This window comes from Achromobacter sp. ACM04, assembly GCF_014851465.1.
Classification (GTDB): Bacteria; Pseudomonadota; Gammaproteobacteria; order Burkholderiales; family Burkholderiaceae_B; genus Achromobacter; species Achromobacter aegrifaciens.
This window is the reverse complement of record NZ_JACUZS010000005.1, coordinates 551,035-568,160: the sequence shown is the minus strand read 5'-3', so window position 1 is coordinate 568,160 and position 17,126 is coordinate 551,035. Positions and strand designations below refer to the sequence as shown.

Sequence of the window (17,126 nt, the reverse complement as noted above, 5' to 3'; positions counted from 1 at the left end):
CGCGCCGGTTGGCGAGGTCGCATGAGCCCATGCAGGAGACTCTATGACGCGTAACAAACAAGATGGGCAGCGCCGCCTGGGCGCAGGCAGGCGGCTGCTGGGCGCGGCTCTGGCGGTGCTGTTGTCGGCCGGGGCGGCGGCGCAGCAGACCACGCTGTACGTGGGCATGAACGGCGGCGACATGGCGCGCGCGTTCTCGCAGTACGTATTTCCGGATTTCGAGCGCGCCCACAACGTCAGGATCGTGGTGGTGCCGGGCATGTCGACCGAGGTGCTGGCGCGCGCCCAGGCCGACAAGGGCAAGCCGCGGCTGCATCTCATGTTCCTGGACGACGGCGTCATGGCGCGCGCGATTTCCATGGGATTGTGCACGCAGCTCAACGAAGATCCGGTGCTGAAGGAGCTGTACCCCACCGCCCTGAAGAAGGACCGCATGGCCGCGGGCATCGACATCGGCATGACTGGCCTGGGCTACAACACCAAGGTGTTCGCCGAGCGGGGCTGGGCGCCGCCGACGTCGTGGATGGACCTCGCCGATCCGAAGTACCGGGGCCAGGTCGTGGTCCAGTCGGCTTCGAGCAGCACCTTCGGTCTGCACGCGTTCCTGATGATCAACCGCATCCTGGGCGGCGACGATCAGAACTATGGACCGGGCTTCGCGCACTGGCCGGCTGTGGTCGGCCCGAACGTGCGTGCATACCTGCCGGATTCGGCGCGCCTGGCCGACATGGTGCAGGCCGACGAGGCGGTGCTGTTTCCCTGGACGCCCACGGCCATCACCCGCCTGAAGAAGCGCGGCGTGCATGTGGAATATGCGCAGCCCAGGGAGGGCTCGATGATCCTGATGGTGGGCGAGTGCGTGGTCGCCGGCAATAGCGAACCGGAGCTGTCGCAGAAGCTGGCGCTGTACCTGCTGTCCGAGCAGGCGCAAGCGAAGGCACTGGAGATGGGCGGGCATTTCCCGTCCAACCGCAATGTGCTGGCGCCAGCGGGCCACGCGGACGCGCTGCAGCGATTCCAGGGTTATATGTCGAACGCCAAGATACCGAACTGGGATCAGATCAACGAGACCCGGCCCGCGTTCAACGCGCGCTGGAACCGGGAGATCGGACGCTGACGGCCTCCTGCCCCGGGGGCGGGCAAAAAGCGCAAAATCTGCAAAGGCCGGCCCGCTACATTGCTCTCCAAGGAGACCGCATGAAGCCTGCAACCCTGAACCACTATGGCCAGCGCCTGGAACCCGTCCTGCGCTGGCTGGCGAGCCACCCCGACGCCGATCCGGACCTGTACCGGCTGGCCGAGCTGGCCTGCCTGTCGCCGTACCACTTCCATCGCGTCTACCGCGCCATGATGGGAGAGACGGTGAACGCCACCGTGCAGCGCATCCGCATGCACCGCGCGGCGGTGGCGTTGGGGAATTCCGAGGCTTCCTTGCGCGAGGTGGCGCAGCGCGCCGGCTATGAGTCGGACGCAGCGTTCAACCGGGCATTCGGCGCGACCTTCGGCATATCGCCGGGGCGCTACCGGGCTGTCCGCTCCCGTCCCTTCGACCCACAGGAGCTAGGCATGTATCCCATCAAGATCGAAACCTTTCCGGGCGCGACGCTGGCGGTCCTGTCGCATCGCGGCAGCTATCAGGAAATCGGCCCGCTGTTCGCGCGCGCCTTCATGCTGGCCGTCAGCCGCGGCATCGCGCAGCCGGAGTCCATCGGCTACGGCGTGTATTTCGACGACCCCGAGCAGGTACCTGCGAGTCAGCTTCGGTCCATGGCCGGCATGTCGGTGGCGCCGGACGCCGACCTGGGCGGCGAGCTGGAGCGCTTCGAGATTCCGGAAGGCCGTTGCGCCATCCTGACGTACACCGGGCCCTATAACGAGATGGACAAGGCCTACAACTGGATGTTCTCGCAATGGCTGCCGGCCAGCGGCGAGGTGCCGGCGGACTTTCCCATGTTCGAGCAGTACCTGAACGACCCGCGCACCACGCCGCCGGCGCAATTGCAGACGCGTATCTGCATGCCGCTGAAGTAAGGCGCGGCGGTGTGAGCGCCGCGCCCGACGCGCTCAGCGGGCCGGCGTCTGGAAGCTGACCTGGCTCGGACGGCCTGGCAGGTTCAGGGTGGCGGTGGCGGGCGGCGTGGTCGCCACTACCTGCCCCGCGCGCAGCACCATCAGGCGGGTGGCGCGCAGGCGCAGCGCCTCGACGGCGTCGCGCGCCTGCAGCAGCACCAGATCGGCGCGCTTGCCGACGGCCAGGCCGGTCTCGTCCAGGCCCAGGATCCTGGCCGGCGTGGTGGTGACGGCTTCGAAACAGGCGCGCATGGCGTCCTGGCCCGTCATCTGGGCCACGTGCAGGCCCATGTGCGCCACTTCCAGCATGTCGCCCGAACCCAGGCTGTACCAGGGGTCCATCACGCAGTCATGGCCGAAAGCCACGGGCACGCCAGCGGCCAGCAGCTCGGGCACGCGCGTCATGCCGCGGCGCTTCGGATAGGTGTCGTGGCGGCCTTGCAGCGTGATGTTGATCAGCGGGTTGGCGATGGCGGACACGCCGGCTTCGCGCATCAGCGGAATCAGCTTGGAGACGTAGTAGTTGTCCATGGAGTGCATGGACGTCAGGTGCGAACCCGTCACGCGGCCTTGCAGGCCCAGGCGCTGCGTGTGGTACGCCAGCGTCTCGATGTGGCGCGAGAGCGGGTCGTCGCTTTCATCGCAGTGCATGTCCACGCGCAGGCCGCGTTCGGCCGCCAGTTCGCACAGGATGCGCACCGATTCCGCGCCGTCCTGCATGGTGCGTTCGAAGTGCGGAATGCCGCCCACCACGTCCACGCCCATGTCCAGCGCGCGCTTGAGGTTGTCCAGGGCGCCGGGGGCGCGCAACACGCCGTCCTGCGGGAAGGCGACCAGTTGCAGGTCCAGGTAGGGTTTGACCTTCTCGCGCACGTGCAGCAACGCTTCCGTGGCCAGGAGGCGCGGATCGCACACGTCCACATGCGAGCGGATGGCCAGCAGGCCGCGCGCCACGGCCCAGTCGCAATAGGCCAGCGCGCGCTCGACCAGCGCTTCCTGCGTCAACAGCGGCTTGAGCTCGCCCCACAGCGCGATGCCTTCCAGCAGCGTGCCGGACTGATTCACGCGCGGCAGTCCGAAGGACAGCGTGGAGTCCATATGGAAGTGCGCGTCGACGAAAGGCGGCGCCACCAGCTGGCCCGCCGCGTCCACGGTCTGCGCGGCCTCGGCCTTCAGCGCCGGCTCCAGCGCCACGATACGGCCATTGGCGATGCCAATGTCGATGTTCTGGCGGCCATCGGGCAGCGTGCAGTGTCTAAGAATCAGATCGAGCATGGAATTCCTTGCGGAAGGTTTCTGTTGTTCATGGTACTGCGCGCAACCTTCAGCGCTCACCTTTACGGTAGGGCTTCATCAGGGCTTGCGGGTAGGCGGCGCGGCGCGCCATTACCACCAGGGCGAGAATGGACAGGACGTAGGGCAGCATCAGATAGACCTGGTACGGCAGCTCCGGCAGGCCGGGCAGCGCTGCGCCGCCTTGCTGCATGCGCAATTGCAGCGCGTCGAAGAAGGCGAAGATCAGCGCGCCCAGCAGTGCCTTGCCGGGCCGCCACGACGCGAACACCACCAGCGCCACGCAAACCCAGCCGCGGCCGTTGACCATGTTGAAGAAGAAGGCGTTGAACGCCGCCAGCGTCAGGAAGCTGCCGGCCACGCCCATCAGTGCGGAGCCTGCCACGATGGCGCCCATGCGCAGGCGCGTCACCGACAGGCCCTGCCCTTCGGCCGCGGCCGGGTTTTCGCCCACCATGCGGATCGCCAGGCCGACGGGCGTGCGGTTCAGCACCCAGGCCAGTATCGGCACTGCGGCCAGGGCCAGCAAGGTCATGGGCGTCTGCCCCGCCAGCACCGGCCCGATGAGCGGAATGCCGTCCAGGAACTTCATTTCCGCAAACGGCGTGATCGTGGGCGGCGTGTTCACGCTGGGAAACGTGACGCGGTAGGCGAAGTAGCTCAGGCTGGTGGCCAGTAGCGTCACGCCCAGGCCGGACACGTGCTGCGACAGGCCCAGCGGCACGGTCAGCACGGCGTGCAGCAGGCCGAACACGGCGCCCGCAAACGCGGCTGCAAGTACGCCCACGTAGAGCGGCGCGCCCAGGTACACCACCAGCCAGCCGGTGAAGGCGCCGGCGGCCATGATGCCTTCGATGCCCAGGTTCAGCACGCCCGCGCGCTCGCACAGCAGCACGCCCAGCGTGCCCAGTATCAGCGGCGTCGCCAGGCGCAGCACCGCCACCCAGAACGCCGACGAGCTCATCAGATCCATCCATTCCATGGCGCGCTCCTCAGGCCCGGTTGCGGCGCAGGCGGTACTGCGCAAATAGCGTCGCGACCAGCATGGCGAGCAACGAAGTGGCGACGATGACGTCGGCGATGTAGTTCGGCACCGCAATGGCGCGGCTCATGCTGTCCGCGCCCACCAGCATGCCGGCCACGAACAGGCTGGCCAGGATCACGCCCAGCGGATGCAGGCCGGCCAGCATGGCGACCACCACGCCGGTGTAGCCATAGCCCGGCGACATATCGAGCGTGACGTAGCCGGTGCGGCCCGCCACTTCGATCGCGCCGGCCAGGCCGGCCAGCGCGCCCGACAGCATGGCGGTGCCCAGCATCACACGGTTCACCGGCAAGCCCAGGAAGCGCGAGGCGTGCGCGTTGGCGCCGACCGCGCGCATCTGGAAGCCGAACACGGTATAGCGATTCAGCAGCCACAGCCCCAGCGCCAGGCCGGCCGCCCACAAGAGGCCGGTATGGGCGCGGGTGCGCTCGATCAGCTTGCCGAGCTCCAGGTCGCCGTTGAGCGCCACGGACTGCGGCCAGCCCATGGCCATGGGGTCCTTCATGGGGCCGTCCAGCATCATCGACACGAACAGCAGCACGATGAAGTTGCCCAGCAGCGTGGTCACCACTTCATCCACGCCCAGCCGGGTCTTGAGAATGGCGGGGATCAGCAGCAGCAAGGCGCCGGCCAGGGCTGCCGCCAGCATCATGCCGGCAAACAGCGCGGGCACGGGCAGGTCGAAGCCGGTGCCGTCATGCAGGCCGCCCACCGCCACCGCGGCCAGTGCGCCCAGATATAGCTGGCCCTCGGCGCCGATGTTGTAGAAGCGCGCGCGGAATGCCACTGCACAGGCCAGGCCGGTCAGCATCAGCGGAGTGGCGCGGGTCAGCGTTTCGGACAGCGCAAAGCGCGAGCCGAACGCGCCTTCGAACAGCAAGGCATAGGTGCGGCCCACGGGGGCGCCAGCCCAGGCCACCAGCAGGGTGCAGACCGCCAGCGTGAAGGCGATGGCCGCGAAGGGCGCCAGGGCCAGCGCCAGGCGGCTGGGCTCCGGGCGGCGTTCCAGGATCAGTTTCATGCGAGTAATGCTCGGTAGGGGGTGGAGACGCGCGGGACGTGGCGGGTTTTCATCCCTGCGTGCCCGTCATGGCCAGGCCCACCGTGGCGGGCGTCCATTCGGACACCGGCTTCACGGCGATCAGCTTGCCGCCGCACAGCACGGCGATACGGTCGGCCAGCGCGAAGATCTCTTCCAGGTCCTCGGATACCAGCAGGACGCCTGCGCCACGGGTGCGCGCCGCCAATAACTGCTCACGCACATAGGCGACCGCGCCGATGTCCAGGCCCCAGGTGGGCTGGTCGGCCACGATGAAGCGCGGTTCGCGCGCCAGCGTGCGGCCCAGGATCAGCTTCTGCATATTGCCGCCGGACAGGCTGCGGGTACGCACGTCCAGCGACGCGGCGCGCACGTCGAACTGCTTGGCCAGGGCCTGGGCATAGGCTTTGCCCGCGCCCGCCCGGATCAGGCCCCAGCGCGCGAAGCGCGGGTCCTTCAGGTCTTCGACGATGGCGTTTTCCCACAAGGGGCTGTCGCCGATCACGCCTTCGCCGTGGCGGTCTTCGGGAATGCGGCCGACGTGGGCCGCGGTCCAGCCGGCCGGCGTGGTGGGCGCCGCCGCATGTTCGGGACCCAGGCGGATGGTGCCGTCGGTGGGTTGGCGCAGGCCGGTCAGCACCGACACCAGTGCTTGCTGGCCGTTGCCGGCCACGCCCGCGATCGCCACGATCTCGTGCTTGTGGACAACCAGGTCGAGGCTGTCCAGGCGCGTCGCGCCGTCGCGACCGTCGCGCACCGTCACCTGCGACAAGGTCACTACGGGCGCGGCCTGCTCGGCCGCGGCCACGGCTTCGGCGTGCGGCATGACGACCTTGCGGCCCACCATCAGCTCGGCCAATTCGGCCGGGCTGGTGCTGGCGGTTTCCCGCTCGGCCACCAGCTTGCCCTGGCGCAGCACCGCCACGCGGCCCGACACCGCCATGACTTCGTCGAGCTTGTGCGAGATGAAGATCACGGCCAGGCCTTCATCGACGAAGCCGCGCAGGGTGGCGAAGAGGTCCTGCACTTCCTGCGGCGTGAGCACCGCGGTGGGCTCGTCCAGGATCAGGACGCGCGCGCCGCGATACAGCGCCTTCAGGATCTCGACCCGCTGCTTCTCGCCGACTGACAGCGTGCCGACGCGCGCGTCCGGATCCACGCCCAGGCCGAAGCGTTGGCCGAGTTCAACCAGGCGCTGGCGCGCCTTGCCGCGGCCGGACGCCAGCTTCCACAGCGATTCCGTGCCGACCATGATGTTGTCCAGCACGGTCAGGTTGTCGGCCAGCGTGAAGTGCTGATGCACCATGCCGACCCCGGCCGCCAGCGCGGCGTCGGGCCGGCCGGCCGGCAAGGCCTGGCCAAAGACTTCGATGTTGCCGGCGTCGGCCACGTAATGGCCGAACAGGATCGACACCAGGGTCGATTTGCCGGCGCCGTTCTCGCCCAGCAAGGCCAACACTTCGCCCTGGCGCAGCGTGAGCGATATGTCGTCGTTGGCCGTGAGGCTGCCAAAGCGTTTGGTGATCCCCGTCAGTTGCAGGGCGAGAGGCGCGTGGTTCATCGTGCCGAGGACTTGGGTTCTTTGTCGTTGACCTTGACGCTGAAGCTGCCGTCCAGGATGGCCTTCTGCTTGGCCTGGACCTTGGCCATCAGGTCGGCGGGAATCTTGCTTTCGAAGGTGCCCAGCGGCGCCAGCGACGAGCCCTTGTGCTTCATCAGCGAGTACTGGCCGTAGTCGTCGGCCTTGAACGTGCCGGCGCGCACCTGCTTGAGCGCTTCCTCGATGGTGGGTTCCATGCTCCACAGCGCCGAGGCGACCACGGTCTCCGGATACTGCTGTTGCGTGTCGATGACGTTGCCGATGGCCAGCTTGCCGCGTTCCTTGGCGGCGTCCGACACGCCGAAGCGCTCGGCGTAGAGCACGTCCGCGCCCTTGTCGATCATGGCGAAGGCGGCTTCCTTGGCCTTCGGGGGATCGAACCAGGAACCGATGAAGGTCACGGTGAATTCGGCCTGCGGGTTCACTTCCTTGGCGCCTTCGATGAAGGCGTGCATCAGGCGGTTCACTTCAGGAATGGGGTAGCCGCCCACCAGGCCGATCTTGCCCGTCTTGCTCATGCCGCCGGCGATCATGCCGGTCAGGTAGGCGGGTTCCTGGATGTAGTTGTCGAACACCGAGAAGTTGGGCTGCTGCGGCTTGCCCGAGGAGCCCATCAGGAAAGCGGTCTGCGGATAGTCCTTGGCCACCTTGCGGGCGGCGGCTTCCACGGCGAAGGCCTCGCCCACCACCAGCTTGTTGCCTTGTTCCGCGTACTGGCGCATCACGCGCTCGTAGTCGGCGTTGGTGACGTTTTCCGAGAACGTGTATTCGATCTCGCCGCGATCGCGGGCCGCGACCAGCGCCTTGTGGATGCGCGACACCCATTGCTGTTCGACCGGCACCGTGTAGATGGCGGCGACCTTGGTCTTGGCGGGCGCCTGGGCCAGGGCGGCGCCCGAGAACATCAGCGCGCCGGCGGCGGCCGCGGCCAGCTTGAGCAGGCCGCGGCGGGCGATGCCGGCGACGGACGGGGTGGAAGAGGCTTTCATGCGGGTGACTCCTGCGAAGGGAGGGAAAGGGATGGGAATTGGAGGCGATGCGCGTTCGACGCCGTCCTGCGCGCCGCTGCTGCGCGCGCGGCAGCGCCCGGTTCCCTATGGGAGCCGCTGGCAGGCGTGCCGGGGCTAGCGTACGGGAACGAGGGCGTGGGATCGGTCATCGGATGGGAGCGCCAGGAGGCGCACCCATCCGAATGGTCGGGTTCGCAGCCAGCCCTGGCGAAGCAATTTGTATGCCATGGGGCATTCCCGCGACAAGTCGGGGAAACCTGATGGCCGGGCAGGATTATAGGCACCCTGGCGGGGATTGGTGGCACCAGAGCGGTGCGTGTCTGCCAAGGGGTGGACAGAGTGCGTAACCAGGTCAAAGTTCAGGGAGTCTGAAATTTCATCTGGGCAGGGGGCAAGAATCCTGGCGACGCTTCATTATTGGGCCTTGAACTCTGTTTGCACACTGGCGAAGGAAACAGAGCGGGCAGGTACACGCCAGTCTGAGAGAGTGGCGGCGGTGCGGGCCGACTTGACGTATCGGTCGCACAAATAGGGAGGCCCCACCGAAGTGGGGCCATCGTTCGGACCTAGTTGCATCACCAGCATTCACATCTGGGAGTGGCTTTTCTAGGGCAGCGCGTTGACTGTACCGTTTTTGAGCATGACTTTCAACCAAGCTTTCGGCGATGGTGCAGGAGCGCCCTGCTTGGAAGGGGAGAATAGGACTAATGGAATGGAAACTGCGGGAAACGGTGTTCTCCGCCCCGCGAATGGGGCGCTATCTGAACAGCTATGGCGGAGACGCGTTGCGGGCGGCCGTTGCCTACGATCACAATGTCCGGTTGGCGCAGGCGCTGATGCCCGCCTTGCAGACAATGGAGATCGTTCTTCGCAACGCCGTCCATCGAAGCCTGAGCAGGTCGATGGGAAGCGCCGACTGGTGGAATGGTCTGCCCTCCCCTGAGTTCGAGTGGCTGCACGTGGCGGTGGGAGACGCGGGGATCAAGATCCAGCGACGCCGGGAACGCGTCACTACTGACAAGATCGTTGCCGAATTGACTTTTGGATCGTGGACGCGGCTGTTCAATGCCCAGCATGGGCGCACGTTATGGGGGCGCCTCCTCCTGGCCTTTCCCACCTGTCCGAAAGCCAAGCGCCGACGTGGCCCGATCAGTTCGTCCCTGAACCGCATTCGGGATTTGCGCAACCGGGTCATGCACCATGAACCGCTGCTGTGGGTAGAGCCTTCGGTGAAGGATATCCATGGCGATATCCAGGAGGTCCTGGATTGGATCGATCCGGGCATCAACCGCTGGCTCGTCCATCACGACTCCTTGCCAGCGAGATGGGCTGAATGCGCGGCGATTTGAACCGTCCAGCCCAGACTGAACGAAATTCGATGCATGGAACGGGCCGTTGCGGCTGCCCACACCCCGATCCAGGGCCCGCGCGCCTAAAATCCCAGGCATGAGCCGCGCGCGTGGCGCGGCAAGCTGGAAGACCCATGCAAGATATACAACTGCTGCTGGAACAGTACGGCGGGTGGCTGGTGTTCGCCAACGTGCTGGTCGAGCAGGCCGGCCTGCCGGTGCCCGCCTATCCCATGCTGATTGCCGCCGGCGCGCTGGCCGGCGCGGGTGGGTGGCTCGTGCCCTGGATGGCGGCTACGGTTGCCTGCCTGCTGGCCGACAGCCTCTGGTACGTGGCCGGCCAGCGCTACGGCTCGCGCCTGTTGGGCGTGATCTGCAAGATGTCGCTGTCGCAGGACTCCTGCATCCGGCAGACGCAGCGCCTGTACCTGCGCATCGGCGTGCGCGCGCTGCTGGTGTGCAAGTTCCTGCCTGGCGCGGGGGCGTTGTCCACCGTGATGGCGGGCCTGACGGGTACGCCCTACCGCCGTTTCCTGGGCTACGACATCGTGGGCTCCTTGATCTGGTCGGGTTCGGCCCTGCTGCTGGGCGGCCTGTTCCACAACGTGGTCAACGATGTGCTGGAAATCCTAGGCACCTACGGTGCGATGGGGCTGGGCGTGCTGGCGGCGGTGCTGGCGCTGTACATCCTGGCGCGCTTCCTGCGGCGCCGGATCCTGCTGCGCAGCCTGCGCGTGATTCCGCGCCTGTCGGTGGACGAGCTGATGCAGTGGCGCCAGGACGGCCGCAATGCGCTGGTGTTCGACGTGCGCCCCGAGGCGGTGCGCGAAGAGCAGCGCATCCCCGGCGCCATCGCCGTGGACCTGAAAGCGCCCTTGCCCCGGCTGGATGCCCAGGCGCTGGAATCCGACATCGTCGTGTACTGCGCCTGCCCCAACGAGGTGTCGGCCGCGCTGCTGGCGTCGCGGCTGCGCGCCGCGGGCTACCCCAAGACCTGGGCCTTGCGCGGCGGTTACCAAGCCTGGCAGGAGCACGAACACCCGCTCCCCCCGCAAGGCGCATAATTCCGCCATGAGCCCGCGCAGACGGCGGGCGGCCTACAAGGAGAGACAGGCATGCGGATTTTGTTCTTGGGCGCCGGCGGCACCGGCGGCTACTTTGGCGGACGGGCGGCCCAGGCGGGCGCGGACGTGACCTTCCTGGTGCGCGAGCCGCGCGCCGCGCGGATCCGCGAACAGGGCCTGCGCATCAAGAGCCCGCTGGGCGATGCCACGCTGCAGCCGCAGCTGGTCACGCAACAGACCCTGCAAGGCAGCTACGACGTGGTGGTGCTGAGCTGCAAGGCCTATGACCTGGCCAGCGCCATCGAGGCCATCCGTCCCGCGGTCGGGCCCGATACCGCCGTGCTGCCCATCATGAACGGCGTGCTGCAGTACGACGTGCTGGACCGCGAATTCGAGCCGCATCGTGTGCTGGGCGGACTGTGCCAGATCAACGCCACCCTGGGCCCCGAGGGCGAAGTGGTGCATCTGGGCAAGTACGCCAACATCGTCTTCGGCGAGCGCGCCGGCCCCGCCCGCAGCGAACGCTGCGTCGCGCTGGAACAGGCCCTGGCCGGCGGCGAATACGTCAGCCGCCTGAGCACCGACATCTACCAGGACATCTGGGAAAAATACGTGTTCCTGACCACGCTGGCCGCAGCCACCTGCCTGATGCGCGGCTCGGTCGGGCAGATTGCCTCTACCGACGACGGCATCGACATCATGAGCGGGCTGCTGCAGGAATCGCAGGCCGTTGCCGCGGCGTCGGGCCACGCCGTGCGGCCGGAGGCTGACGCCTCGGCGCGCAAGCTGATTACCGACCGTACCCAGCCCGTCACCGCGTCGATGTTCCGCGACCTGAGCCAGGGACTGCCGGTGGAGGCCGACCACATCGTCGGCGACATGGTGCGGCGCGCCCGCACCCTGGGCGTGGACGCGACCTACCTGCGCACGGCTTACGCGCATCTGCAGGTCTACCAGGCGCAGCGCGCCGCGGCCTGAACGCCGCCCTGTCTGGCGGCCCCCTGTTCAAGCGGGGCCGCCGGGAGCACACTGGCCTGACGGCGGCGAAGACGCCGGCAGGGCTGCCTCTTCGGTTCGTTCCGGGCGGGTTTGCCAGGTATTGGTGCATAAATTGCAAAAAACTCATCCGGTTTTACGGGTTTTTTGATCGGATTTGTACGAATAGTATGGCTTTGCCTGAGCCGGAGCGTTGCGCCGCAAGTTGCGGCGGCCCTGGCTCCCCTACCCAAGGAGCAAGACCATGAAAGTTGCATTGATCGGAATCACCGGCCGCGTGGGTTCGCGCGTGGCGGACGAATTGCTCAAGCGCGGCCACCAGGTCACGGGCATCGCCCGCAACCTGTCCGACGTGAATCCGCAGCTCGGCCTGACCATCAAGCAGGGCGACGCCACCGATCCCGAAGCGCTGACCTCGTTGCTGAAGGGCCACGACGCCGTGATCAGCGCGTCGCGCTTCGTATCGTCGGACGCCAAGCCGCTCCTGAGCGCCGTGAAGGACGCGGGCGTGCCGCGCCTGCTGGTGGTCGGCGGCGCGGGCAGCCTGCTGGTCGCCCCAGGCAAGATGCTGATCGACACCCCCGAATTCCCCGATGCCTACAAGCCCGAGGCGCGCGCCGGCGTGGTGTTCCTGGACACGCTGCGCCATGAAAAAGTGCTGAACTGGACCTTCCTGTCGCCTTCGGCGCTGTTCGAGCCGGGCGAGCGCACCGGCCAGTTCCGTTTGGGCGATGACACCCTGCTGGCCGATGACGAAGGCAAGAGCTGGATCTCGATGGAAGACTATGCCATTGCGCTGGTCGATGAACTCGAGACGCCCAAGCATTCGCGCCGCCGCTATACCGTCGGCTATTGATCCTGGCCGTCCGCGGATCACGAAGGGCCTCGGCAAGAGGCCCTTTTCCATTGGGGGCCTAGGCCCGGAATCCATGTTTTTGTTTGTAAACTGGCGCACCGCCAGCCGGCGTTCCGACACCTGAGTTTGCCCCGTATGCGTATGAAGTTGAAATCGTTGGCCCTATGTCTGCTGGTTGCCGCCACCTGTCTGGCAGCCGCGCCGGCTAGCGCGGCCGCACCCCAGTCCAACAAGGACCTCGTGGTGGCGTTCTTTCGCATGATGTTCCAGGACCGCGACGTCGACGAGGCGGTGCGCCTGTACGTCAGCCCGAACTACGTCCAGCACAACCCCTATATGCAGGATGGCGTTGGTCCGCTGGTGGATTTCTTTCCCGCCTATTTCGAACAGCATCCGCAGTCCATCGTTGAAATCAAGCGCGTGATCGCCGAGGGCGACCTGGTGCTGATCCACAACCTGTGGCGCGATTCACCGGAAGACCGGGGCCAGGCCGTCATGGACATCTTCCGCGTGGAAGACGGCAAGATCGTGGAACACTGGGACGTGAGCCAGGAAATCCCCGAGAACCCCGCCAACAAGAACGGCATGTTCTAGGAAGCGCCGCATGTCCAGCATCGAACCCGTAGACCTGTCCCGCGCCTATCTACTGCTGAACCACGGCCCCACGGTGCTGGTGACCAGCGCCCATGGCGCTGCGCGCAACGTCATGGCGGCCGCCTGGGCCATGCCCCTGGACTTCAGTCCGCCCAAGATGCTGGTGGTGGTGGACAAGAACACCTACACGCGCGGTCTGATCGAGGCGTCGGGCGAATTCGCGCTGTGCATCCCGTCGCGCGCGCAGGCCCGCGCCACGCTGCGGGTGGGCACCGATTCCGGGCGCGACGAAGACAAATTCCAGGCCAGCGGCCTGACGACCTTCCCCGCCAGCAAGATCGGCGCGCCGCTCATCAGCGGTTGCCTGGGCTGGCTGGAATGCCGCGTCGTGCCCGAACCGCACAACCAGCAGGCCTACGACCTCTTCATCGGCGAAGTCGTGGCCGCGTGGGCCGCGCCTGAAGTGTTTTCCGGCAATCGCTGGCATTTCCCCGACGACGAGCGCCGTTCGGTCCATTACGTGGCGGGCGGCTCCTTCTTCGCCACCGGCGAAGCCTTCAACGTTTCCGATCCGGAGTAACCATGATGCGCAGCGTATATCTGGCGGGTTTCGACGTGTTCCTGCCTGATGCGGCGGCGCACGGCAAACGCTTGAAGGCGCTGTGCGCCACCTACGGTTTCGACGGCCTGTTTCCGCTGGACAATGAAGCGCCGCAGGGCTTGTCCGGCCAGGCGCTGGCCCAATGGATCTATCGCGAGAACGTCGCGCTCATCCGGCGCGCGGACATGGTGATGGCGAACCTCAATCCGTTTCGCGGCGCCGAACCCGATTCGGGCACGGCATTTGAAGTCGGCTACGCCATCGCCTGCGGCAAGCCGGTATGGGCTTACACCGGCCAGGCAGGCTCGTTGATCGATCAGGTGGCGGTGGGGGCTGCGGCAGACGACGGCGCATCGCGCATGGTCGATGCCGAGGGCTACACCGTGGAAGACTTCGGCCTGAACCTGAATCTGATGCTGGCGTGCAGCGCCCGCATCGTCACGGGCAGCGCCGCCGACTGCCTGGCGCAGATGGCCCGCGAACCGGGACGCTGACCGTCCCGAACCATGGCGCGGCTAGCTGCGCGCCGTTTTCGCTGCCTTTGCTGCCTTCGCTGCCTTCGGCGGCGCGCGGCGCGCGGCGGGTTCGCCCAGGTATCCCATCACCGCGTTGACCACGGCCTGTTCCAACTGCTGCGTCGAGAATCCCGCGGGCGGTTCCAGCGCCGCGGCATGCACCAGTGACTCCATGATGCGCAACACCACATAGGTCGCCAGATCCCGGTCCTGCTGCGCGATTTCGGCGCGATGCAGTTCCAGAAGGTGGCGCATGCGCCTGTGGATATCCTGGTCCGCGCGGCTGTGTTCGTGCGGCTGGTCGAACAGCGGAAACTCCCTTTCCAGCACGCGGTGCAGTGCGGGTTCCAGCAGGTGGGCGTGCAGCATCGCCTCGACGATGGCCGCGACGCGCTCGCGCAGCGTGGCCGCGGGATTGCTGTCCAGGACCGAGTCGATGACGTCCAGCATCTGGTTGTCGTGGCGGTTGTGCAGCGCCGCGATCAGGGCGTTCTTGTTGGGGAAGTACTGATACAGCGAGCCGACGCTGACGCCGGCAGTTTCCGCGATCAGATTGGTATTGGTGCCCGCATAGCCGTGGGTGGCCAGAACGCGAGCCGTGGCTTGCAAAATCGTCTCTACGGTGTGCTGGGATCTGAGCTGGCGCGGCGATTTCCGGGGCTGTGGAATGGCGGTCATGGGTACTGTGAAAGGCGAGTATCGAATATGAGCAATGGCTCATAAAATTTCCAGCAGGCAATCCGGTTCATCGCCCGCACACGGGGATTATGCCATCGGCGGTTTTCAAACTGGTTCCGGTTTGCGCATCTCTCACTTAAGGAAATTCAATGTCGCATTCATCGACGGCCGGGGCCATGCCCGCGGCCCAGGGGCCCGTGCGCTCTGTCTTCGCGCAAGTGCTGCCGCTCGCGCTGGCGGTATTCGTCGGGTTCTTCATGATTGGCCTGCCCATGCCGGTGCTGCCTCTGTATGTGGACGGCACGCTGGCGCTGGGCGCGCTGGTGGTCGGGGTGGTGGCCGGCCTGCAGTTCGCCGCCGCCCTGTTGTCGCGCGCCTATGCGGGCTCGCTTGCCGACCGCCGCGGCGCCAAGCGCGCGGTGGTGGGCGGTTTTGTGCTGGGCTCCATCGCGGGCCTGTTCTATCTGCTGGCCGATGACCTGTCGGCGCGGCCGCAGGCGGCGCTGGCCGCGCTCTTGGCCGGACGCGCGCTGATGGGCTGCGCCGAAAGCCTGATCGTCACCGGCGCCCTGAGTTGGGGCGTGGGCCGCGTGGGGCCGCAGAACGCGGGCCGCGTGATGGCCTGGGTCGGCGTGGCGATCTACGCCGCCTATGCGCTGGGCGCGCCCGCCGGCATGCGGCTCTACGGCGTCACGGGCTTTGCGGGTATCGCCTGGGCCACGGCGCTGATTCCCCTGGCGGCCCTGGCGCTGGTGCTGCCTTTGCGCGGGGTGCGTGCGGCAGGCGGCGTGCGTACGCCTTTCTACAAAGTGCTGGGTCTGGTGCTGCTGCCCGGCGCAGGCCTGGCGCTGGCCAGCGTCGGCTTTGGCGTGATCACTGCGTTCGTCAGCCTGCTGTTTTCGCAGCGTGGTTGGGATGGCGCAGCGTGGATGTTCACTGCGTTCGGCGTGGGCTTCATCCTGGCGCGGGTGTTCTTTGCCGGCCTGCCGGACAAGCTGGGCGGCGCGCGCGTGGCGCTGGTGTGCGTGCTGATTGAAGCGGCGGGGCAGTGGCTGATCTGGACCGGAACCACGCCGGCATGGGCCTATGCCGGCGCGCTGCTGACGGGCGCGGGCTATTCGCTGGCATTCCCCGCTTTTGGCGTGGAAGCCGTGCGCCGCGTGCCGGCGGCCAGCCGGGGCGCTGCCATGGGGGCGTATGTGGCCTTCCTGGACGTGGCTTTGGGACTGAGCAGTCCGGCGGCGGGCTGGCTGGCCGGCGAGCAAGGCTATGGCGCGGTGTATGCGATGGGCGGCGCGTGCGCGCTGGCGGCGATGGTCGTCGCCATGGCGCTCAGGACGCGTAGGTAAAAAAGGCGGCCGCCGGTTCCGGCGCCGCCTGCTCAAGATCAGACCGTCGCGGCCATCTCCAGCACTTCGTCGTCGATCGCCTCGGCCTGGCCGTCCTTCAGCTGTTGCAGATGGTCGGCCAGTTCCGCGATGGTCAGCGCCACCAGTCCGTGCTGCGCGGCATAGCGCTCAAGCGCGGCGCCGCGCATCATCGTGCCGTCGGCATTCATCAGTTCGCACAGTACGCCGGCCGGGCGCAGGCCGGCCAGCACGGCCAGGTCCACCGAGCCTTCGGTGTGGCCGCGGCGGGTCAGCACGCCGCCCGGCTGGGCGCGCAGCGGGAACACATGGCCCGGGCTGACGATGTCATCGCTTTGCGCCGACGGCGAAATGGCGGCGCGGATGGTGGTGACGCGGTCCACGGCCGACACGCCGGTGCTGACTCCTTCGCGCGCTTCGATGGAAACGGTGAAGGCGGTGGCAAAGCGGCTCTGGTTGCGCTGGACCATGGGGGGCAATTCAAGCCGGTCCAGGGTTTCGCCGGGGAGGCACAGGCAGACGATGCCGCTGCCGTCGCGAATCAGCTGCGCCATCACGGGTACGGTCAGCTTGTCGGCGGCCACGATCAGGTCGGCTTCGTTCTCGCGGTCGAAATCGTCCATGAGAATGACGGGACGGCCCAGGCGCAGATGATGCAGGGCGCGCTGCAAGCGGGCGGCAAAAGGCTGCGAAGCCAGGCTGGGGATGGGGGACTGCGGGGTAAGGGTAACGTTGGACATTTGAAACGCTCTCGCAAGTTGAAAGGGGCGAAAAACGTTTCAGGGCTACTCGACAGCCGAACGCAATACGGCAGTCCGGGCGCGGGTGCGCCCGGTGCTACCGTTGTGCCGGCACATCTTCTCTCATCCGGACTATGACCGTCGGCCCTGGCATCTCACCAGATCTGCTGACCCCGGTGTCCGTGAAGGACGCCGGGCGCTCGCGGGCTCGCCATATTGCATGGCATACCGCCGGTGGGGAATTACACCCCGCCCTGAAGACGTACTGCATGTCGTGTTAACGACCTTGCGGATTGTACGCCTGTCCGG

17 protein-coding genes and 1 riboswitch are annotated in these 17,126 nt (G+C 67.0%); of the genes, 10 read left to right on the top strand and 7 right to left on the bottom strand.

Translation table 11 applies throughout. From position 1 onward, the window contains the following. The first annotated feature begins 43 nt into the window (after positions 1-43). The gene (locus IB259_RS28005; RefSeq protein ID WP_119449787.1) at positions 44-1,117 is read left to right on the top strand and encodes an extracellular solute-binding protein; all 1,074 of its coding nucleotides are present in this window, start codon (positions 44-46) and stop codon (positions 1,115-1,117) included. 80 nt (positions 1,118-1,197) lie between these two features. Beyond that, positions 1,198-2,031, top strand: coding sequence for a GyrI-like domain-containing protein (locus tag IB259_RS28000; protein WP_054455745.1), 834 nt, complete (start codon positions 1,198-1,200; stop codon positions 2,029-2,031). A 33-nt stretch (positions 2,032-2,064) separates the two neighbouring features. Here the strand turns inward: IB259_RS28000 and IB259_RS27995 are convergent, their stop codons facing one another. From IB259_RS27995 to IB259_RS27975, 5 genes are read right to left on the bottom strand one after another with little or no spacing between them, the layout of a single operon-like run. After that, the gene (locus IB259_RS27995; RefSeq protein WP_054455742.1) at positions 2,065-3,345 is read right to left on the bottom strand and encodes an amidohydrolase family protein; all 1,281 of its coding nucleotides are present in this window, start codon (positions 3,343-3,345) and stop codon (positions 2,065-2,067) included. A 49-nt stretch (positions 3,346-3,394) separates the two neighbouring features. Then, positions 3,395-4,345, bottom strand: a complete 951-nt coding sequence (locus IB259_RS27990) for an ABC transporter permease (RefSeq protein ID WP_054455740.1) — start codon at positions 4,343-4,345, stop codon at positions 3,395-3,397. A 10-nt stretch (positions 4,346-4,355) separates the two neighbouring features. Further along, positions 4,356-5,429: an ABC transporter permease gene (locus tag IB259_RS27985; protein WP_054455738.1), complete on the bottom strand. Its 1,074-nt coding sequence runs from the start codon at positions 5,427-5,429 to the stop codon at positions 4,356-4,358. 49 nt (positions 5,430-5,478) lie between these two features. Continuing rightward, on the bottom strand, positions 5,479-7,008 hold the full coding sequence (locus IB259_RS27980; RefSeq protein WP_175181616.1) for an ABC transporter ATP-binding protein: 1,530 nt from the start codon (positions 7,006-7,008) through the stop codon (positions 5,479-5,481). Continuing rightward, positions 7,005-8,036 carry a BMP family protein gene (locus IB259_RS27975; protein ID WP_082401099.1) on the bottom strand — a complete coding sequence of 344 codons (1,032 nt, stop codon included), beginning with the start codon at positions 8,034-8,036 and terminating at the stop codon, positions 7,005-7,007. The genes IB259_RS27980 and IB259_RS27975 overlap by 4 nt, the downstream gene beginning before the upstream one ends. Positions 8,037-8,764: 728 nt before the next feature. Between IB259_RS27975 and IB259_RS27970 the strand changes: the two genes are divergently transcribed. The 7 genes from IB259_RS27970 to IB259_RS27940 all read left to right on the top strand — a co-directional run bounded on the left by IB259_RS27970 (position 8,765) and on the right by IB259_RS27940 (position 14,011). After that, a complete protein-coding gene (locus IB259_RS27970) occupies positions 8,765-9,406 on the top strand; it encodes a hypothetical protein (protein ID WP_119449791.1) in 642 nt (213 codons plus the stop codon). 134 nt (positions 9,407-9,540) lie between these two features. Then, positions 9,541-10,470: a DedA family protein/thiosulfate sulfurtransferase GlpE gene (locus IB259_RS27965; RefSeq protein WP_054455735.1), complete on the top strand. Its 930-nt coding sequence runs from the start codon at positions 9,541-9,543 to the stop codon at positions 10,468-10,470. A gap of 51 nt (positions 10,471-10,521) precedes the next feature. Beyond that, positions 10,522-11,448, top strand: a complete 927-nt coding sequence (panE, locus tag IB259_RS27960; RefSeq protein WP_054455733.1) for a 2-dehydropantoate 2-reductase — start codon at positions 10,522-10,524, stop codon at positions 11,446-11,448. Positions 11,449-11,710: 262 nt separating this feature from the next. Then, entirely contained in the window at positions 11,711-12,322 is a 612-nt protein-coding gene (locus IB259_RS27955; protein ID WP_054455731.1) for an NAD(P)-dependent oxidoreductase, read from the top strand. Positions 12,323-12,457: 135 nt separating this feature from the next. Continuing rightward, positions 12,458-12,916, top strand: coding sequence for a nuclear transport factor 2 family protein (locus IB259_RS27950; protein WP_082401097.1), 459 nt, complete (start codon positions 12,458-12,460; stop codon positions 12,914-12,916). Between the two features lie 10 nt (positions 12,917-12,926). Continuing rightward, positions 12,927-13,496, top strand: a complete 570-nt coding sequence (locus IB259_RS27945) for a flavin reductase family protein (protein WP_192330701.1) — start codon at positions 12,927-12,929, stop codon at positions 13,494-13,496. Between the two features lie 5 nt (positions 13,497-13,501). Then, on the top strand, positions 13,502-14,011 hold the full coding sequence (locus IB259_RS27940; RefSeq protein WP_054455939.1) for a nucleoside 2-deoxyribosyltransferase: 510 nt from the start codon (positions 13,502-13,504) through the stop codon (positions 14,009-14,011). A 21-nt stretch (positions 14,012-14,032) separates the two neighbouring features. Here IB259_RS27940 and IB259_RS27935 read toward each other — a convergent pair whose 3' ends face one another. Continuing rightward, positions 14,033-14,710, bottom strand: coding sequence for a TetR/AcrR family transcriptional regulator (locus IB259_RS27935; RefSeq protein ID WP_125473684.1), 678 nt, complete (start codon positions 14,708-14,710; stop codon positions 14,033-14,035). 149 nt (positions 14,711-14,859) lie between these two features. Here IB259_RS27935 and IB259_RS27930 point away from each other — a divergent pair, with 149 nt between their 5' ends. Continuing rightward, positions 14,860-16,059, top strand: a complete 1,200-nt coding sequence (locus IB259_RS27930; RefSeq protein ID WP_192330699.1) for an arabinose transporter — start codon at positions 14,860-14,862, stop codon at positions 16,057-16,059. A 38-nt stretch (positions 16,060-16,097) separates the two neighbouring features. On the opposite strand, the gene ribB is transcribed toward IB259_RS27930, so the two are convergent. Further along, entirely contained in the window at positions 16,098-16,817 is a 720-nt protein-coding gene (gene ribB / locus IB259_RS27925; RefSeq protein ID WP_013390820.1) for a 3,4-dihydroxy-2-butanone-4-phosphate synthase, read from the bottom strand. A 111-nt stretch (positions 16,818-16,928) separates the two neighbouring features. After that, positions 16,929-17,083, bottom strand: a riboswitch (FMN riboswitch). Positions 17,084-17,126: the final 43 nt, after the last annotated feature.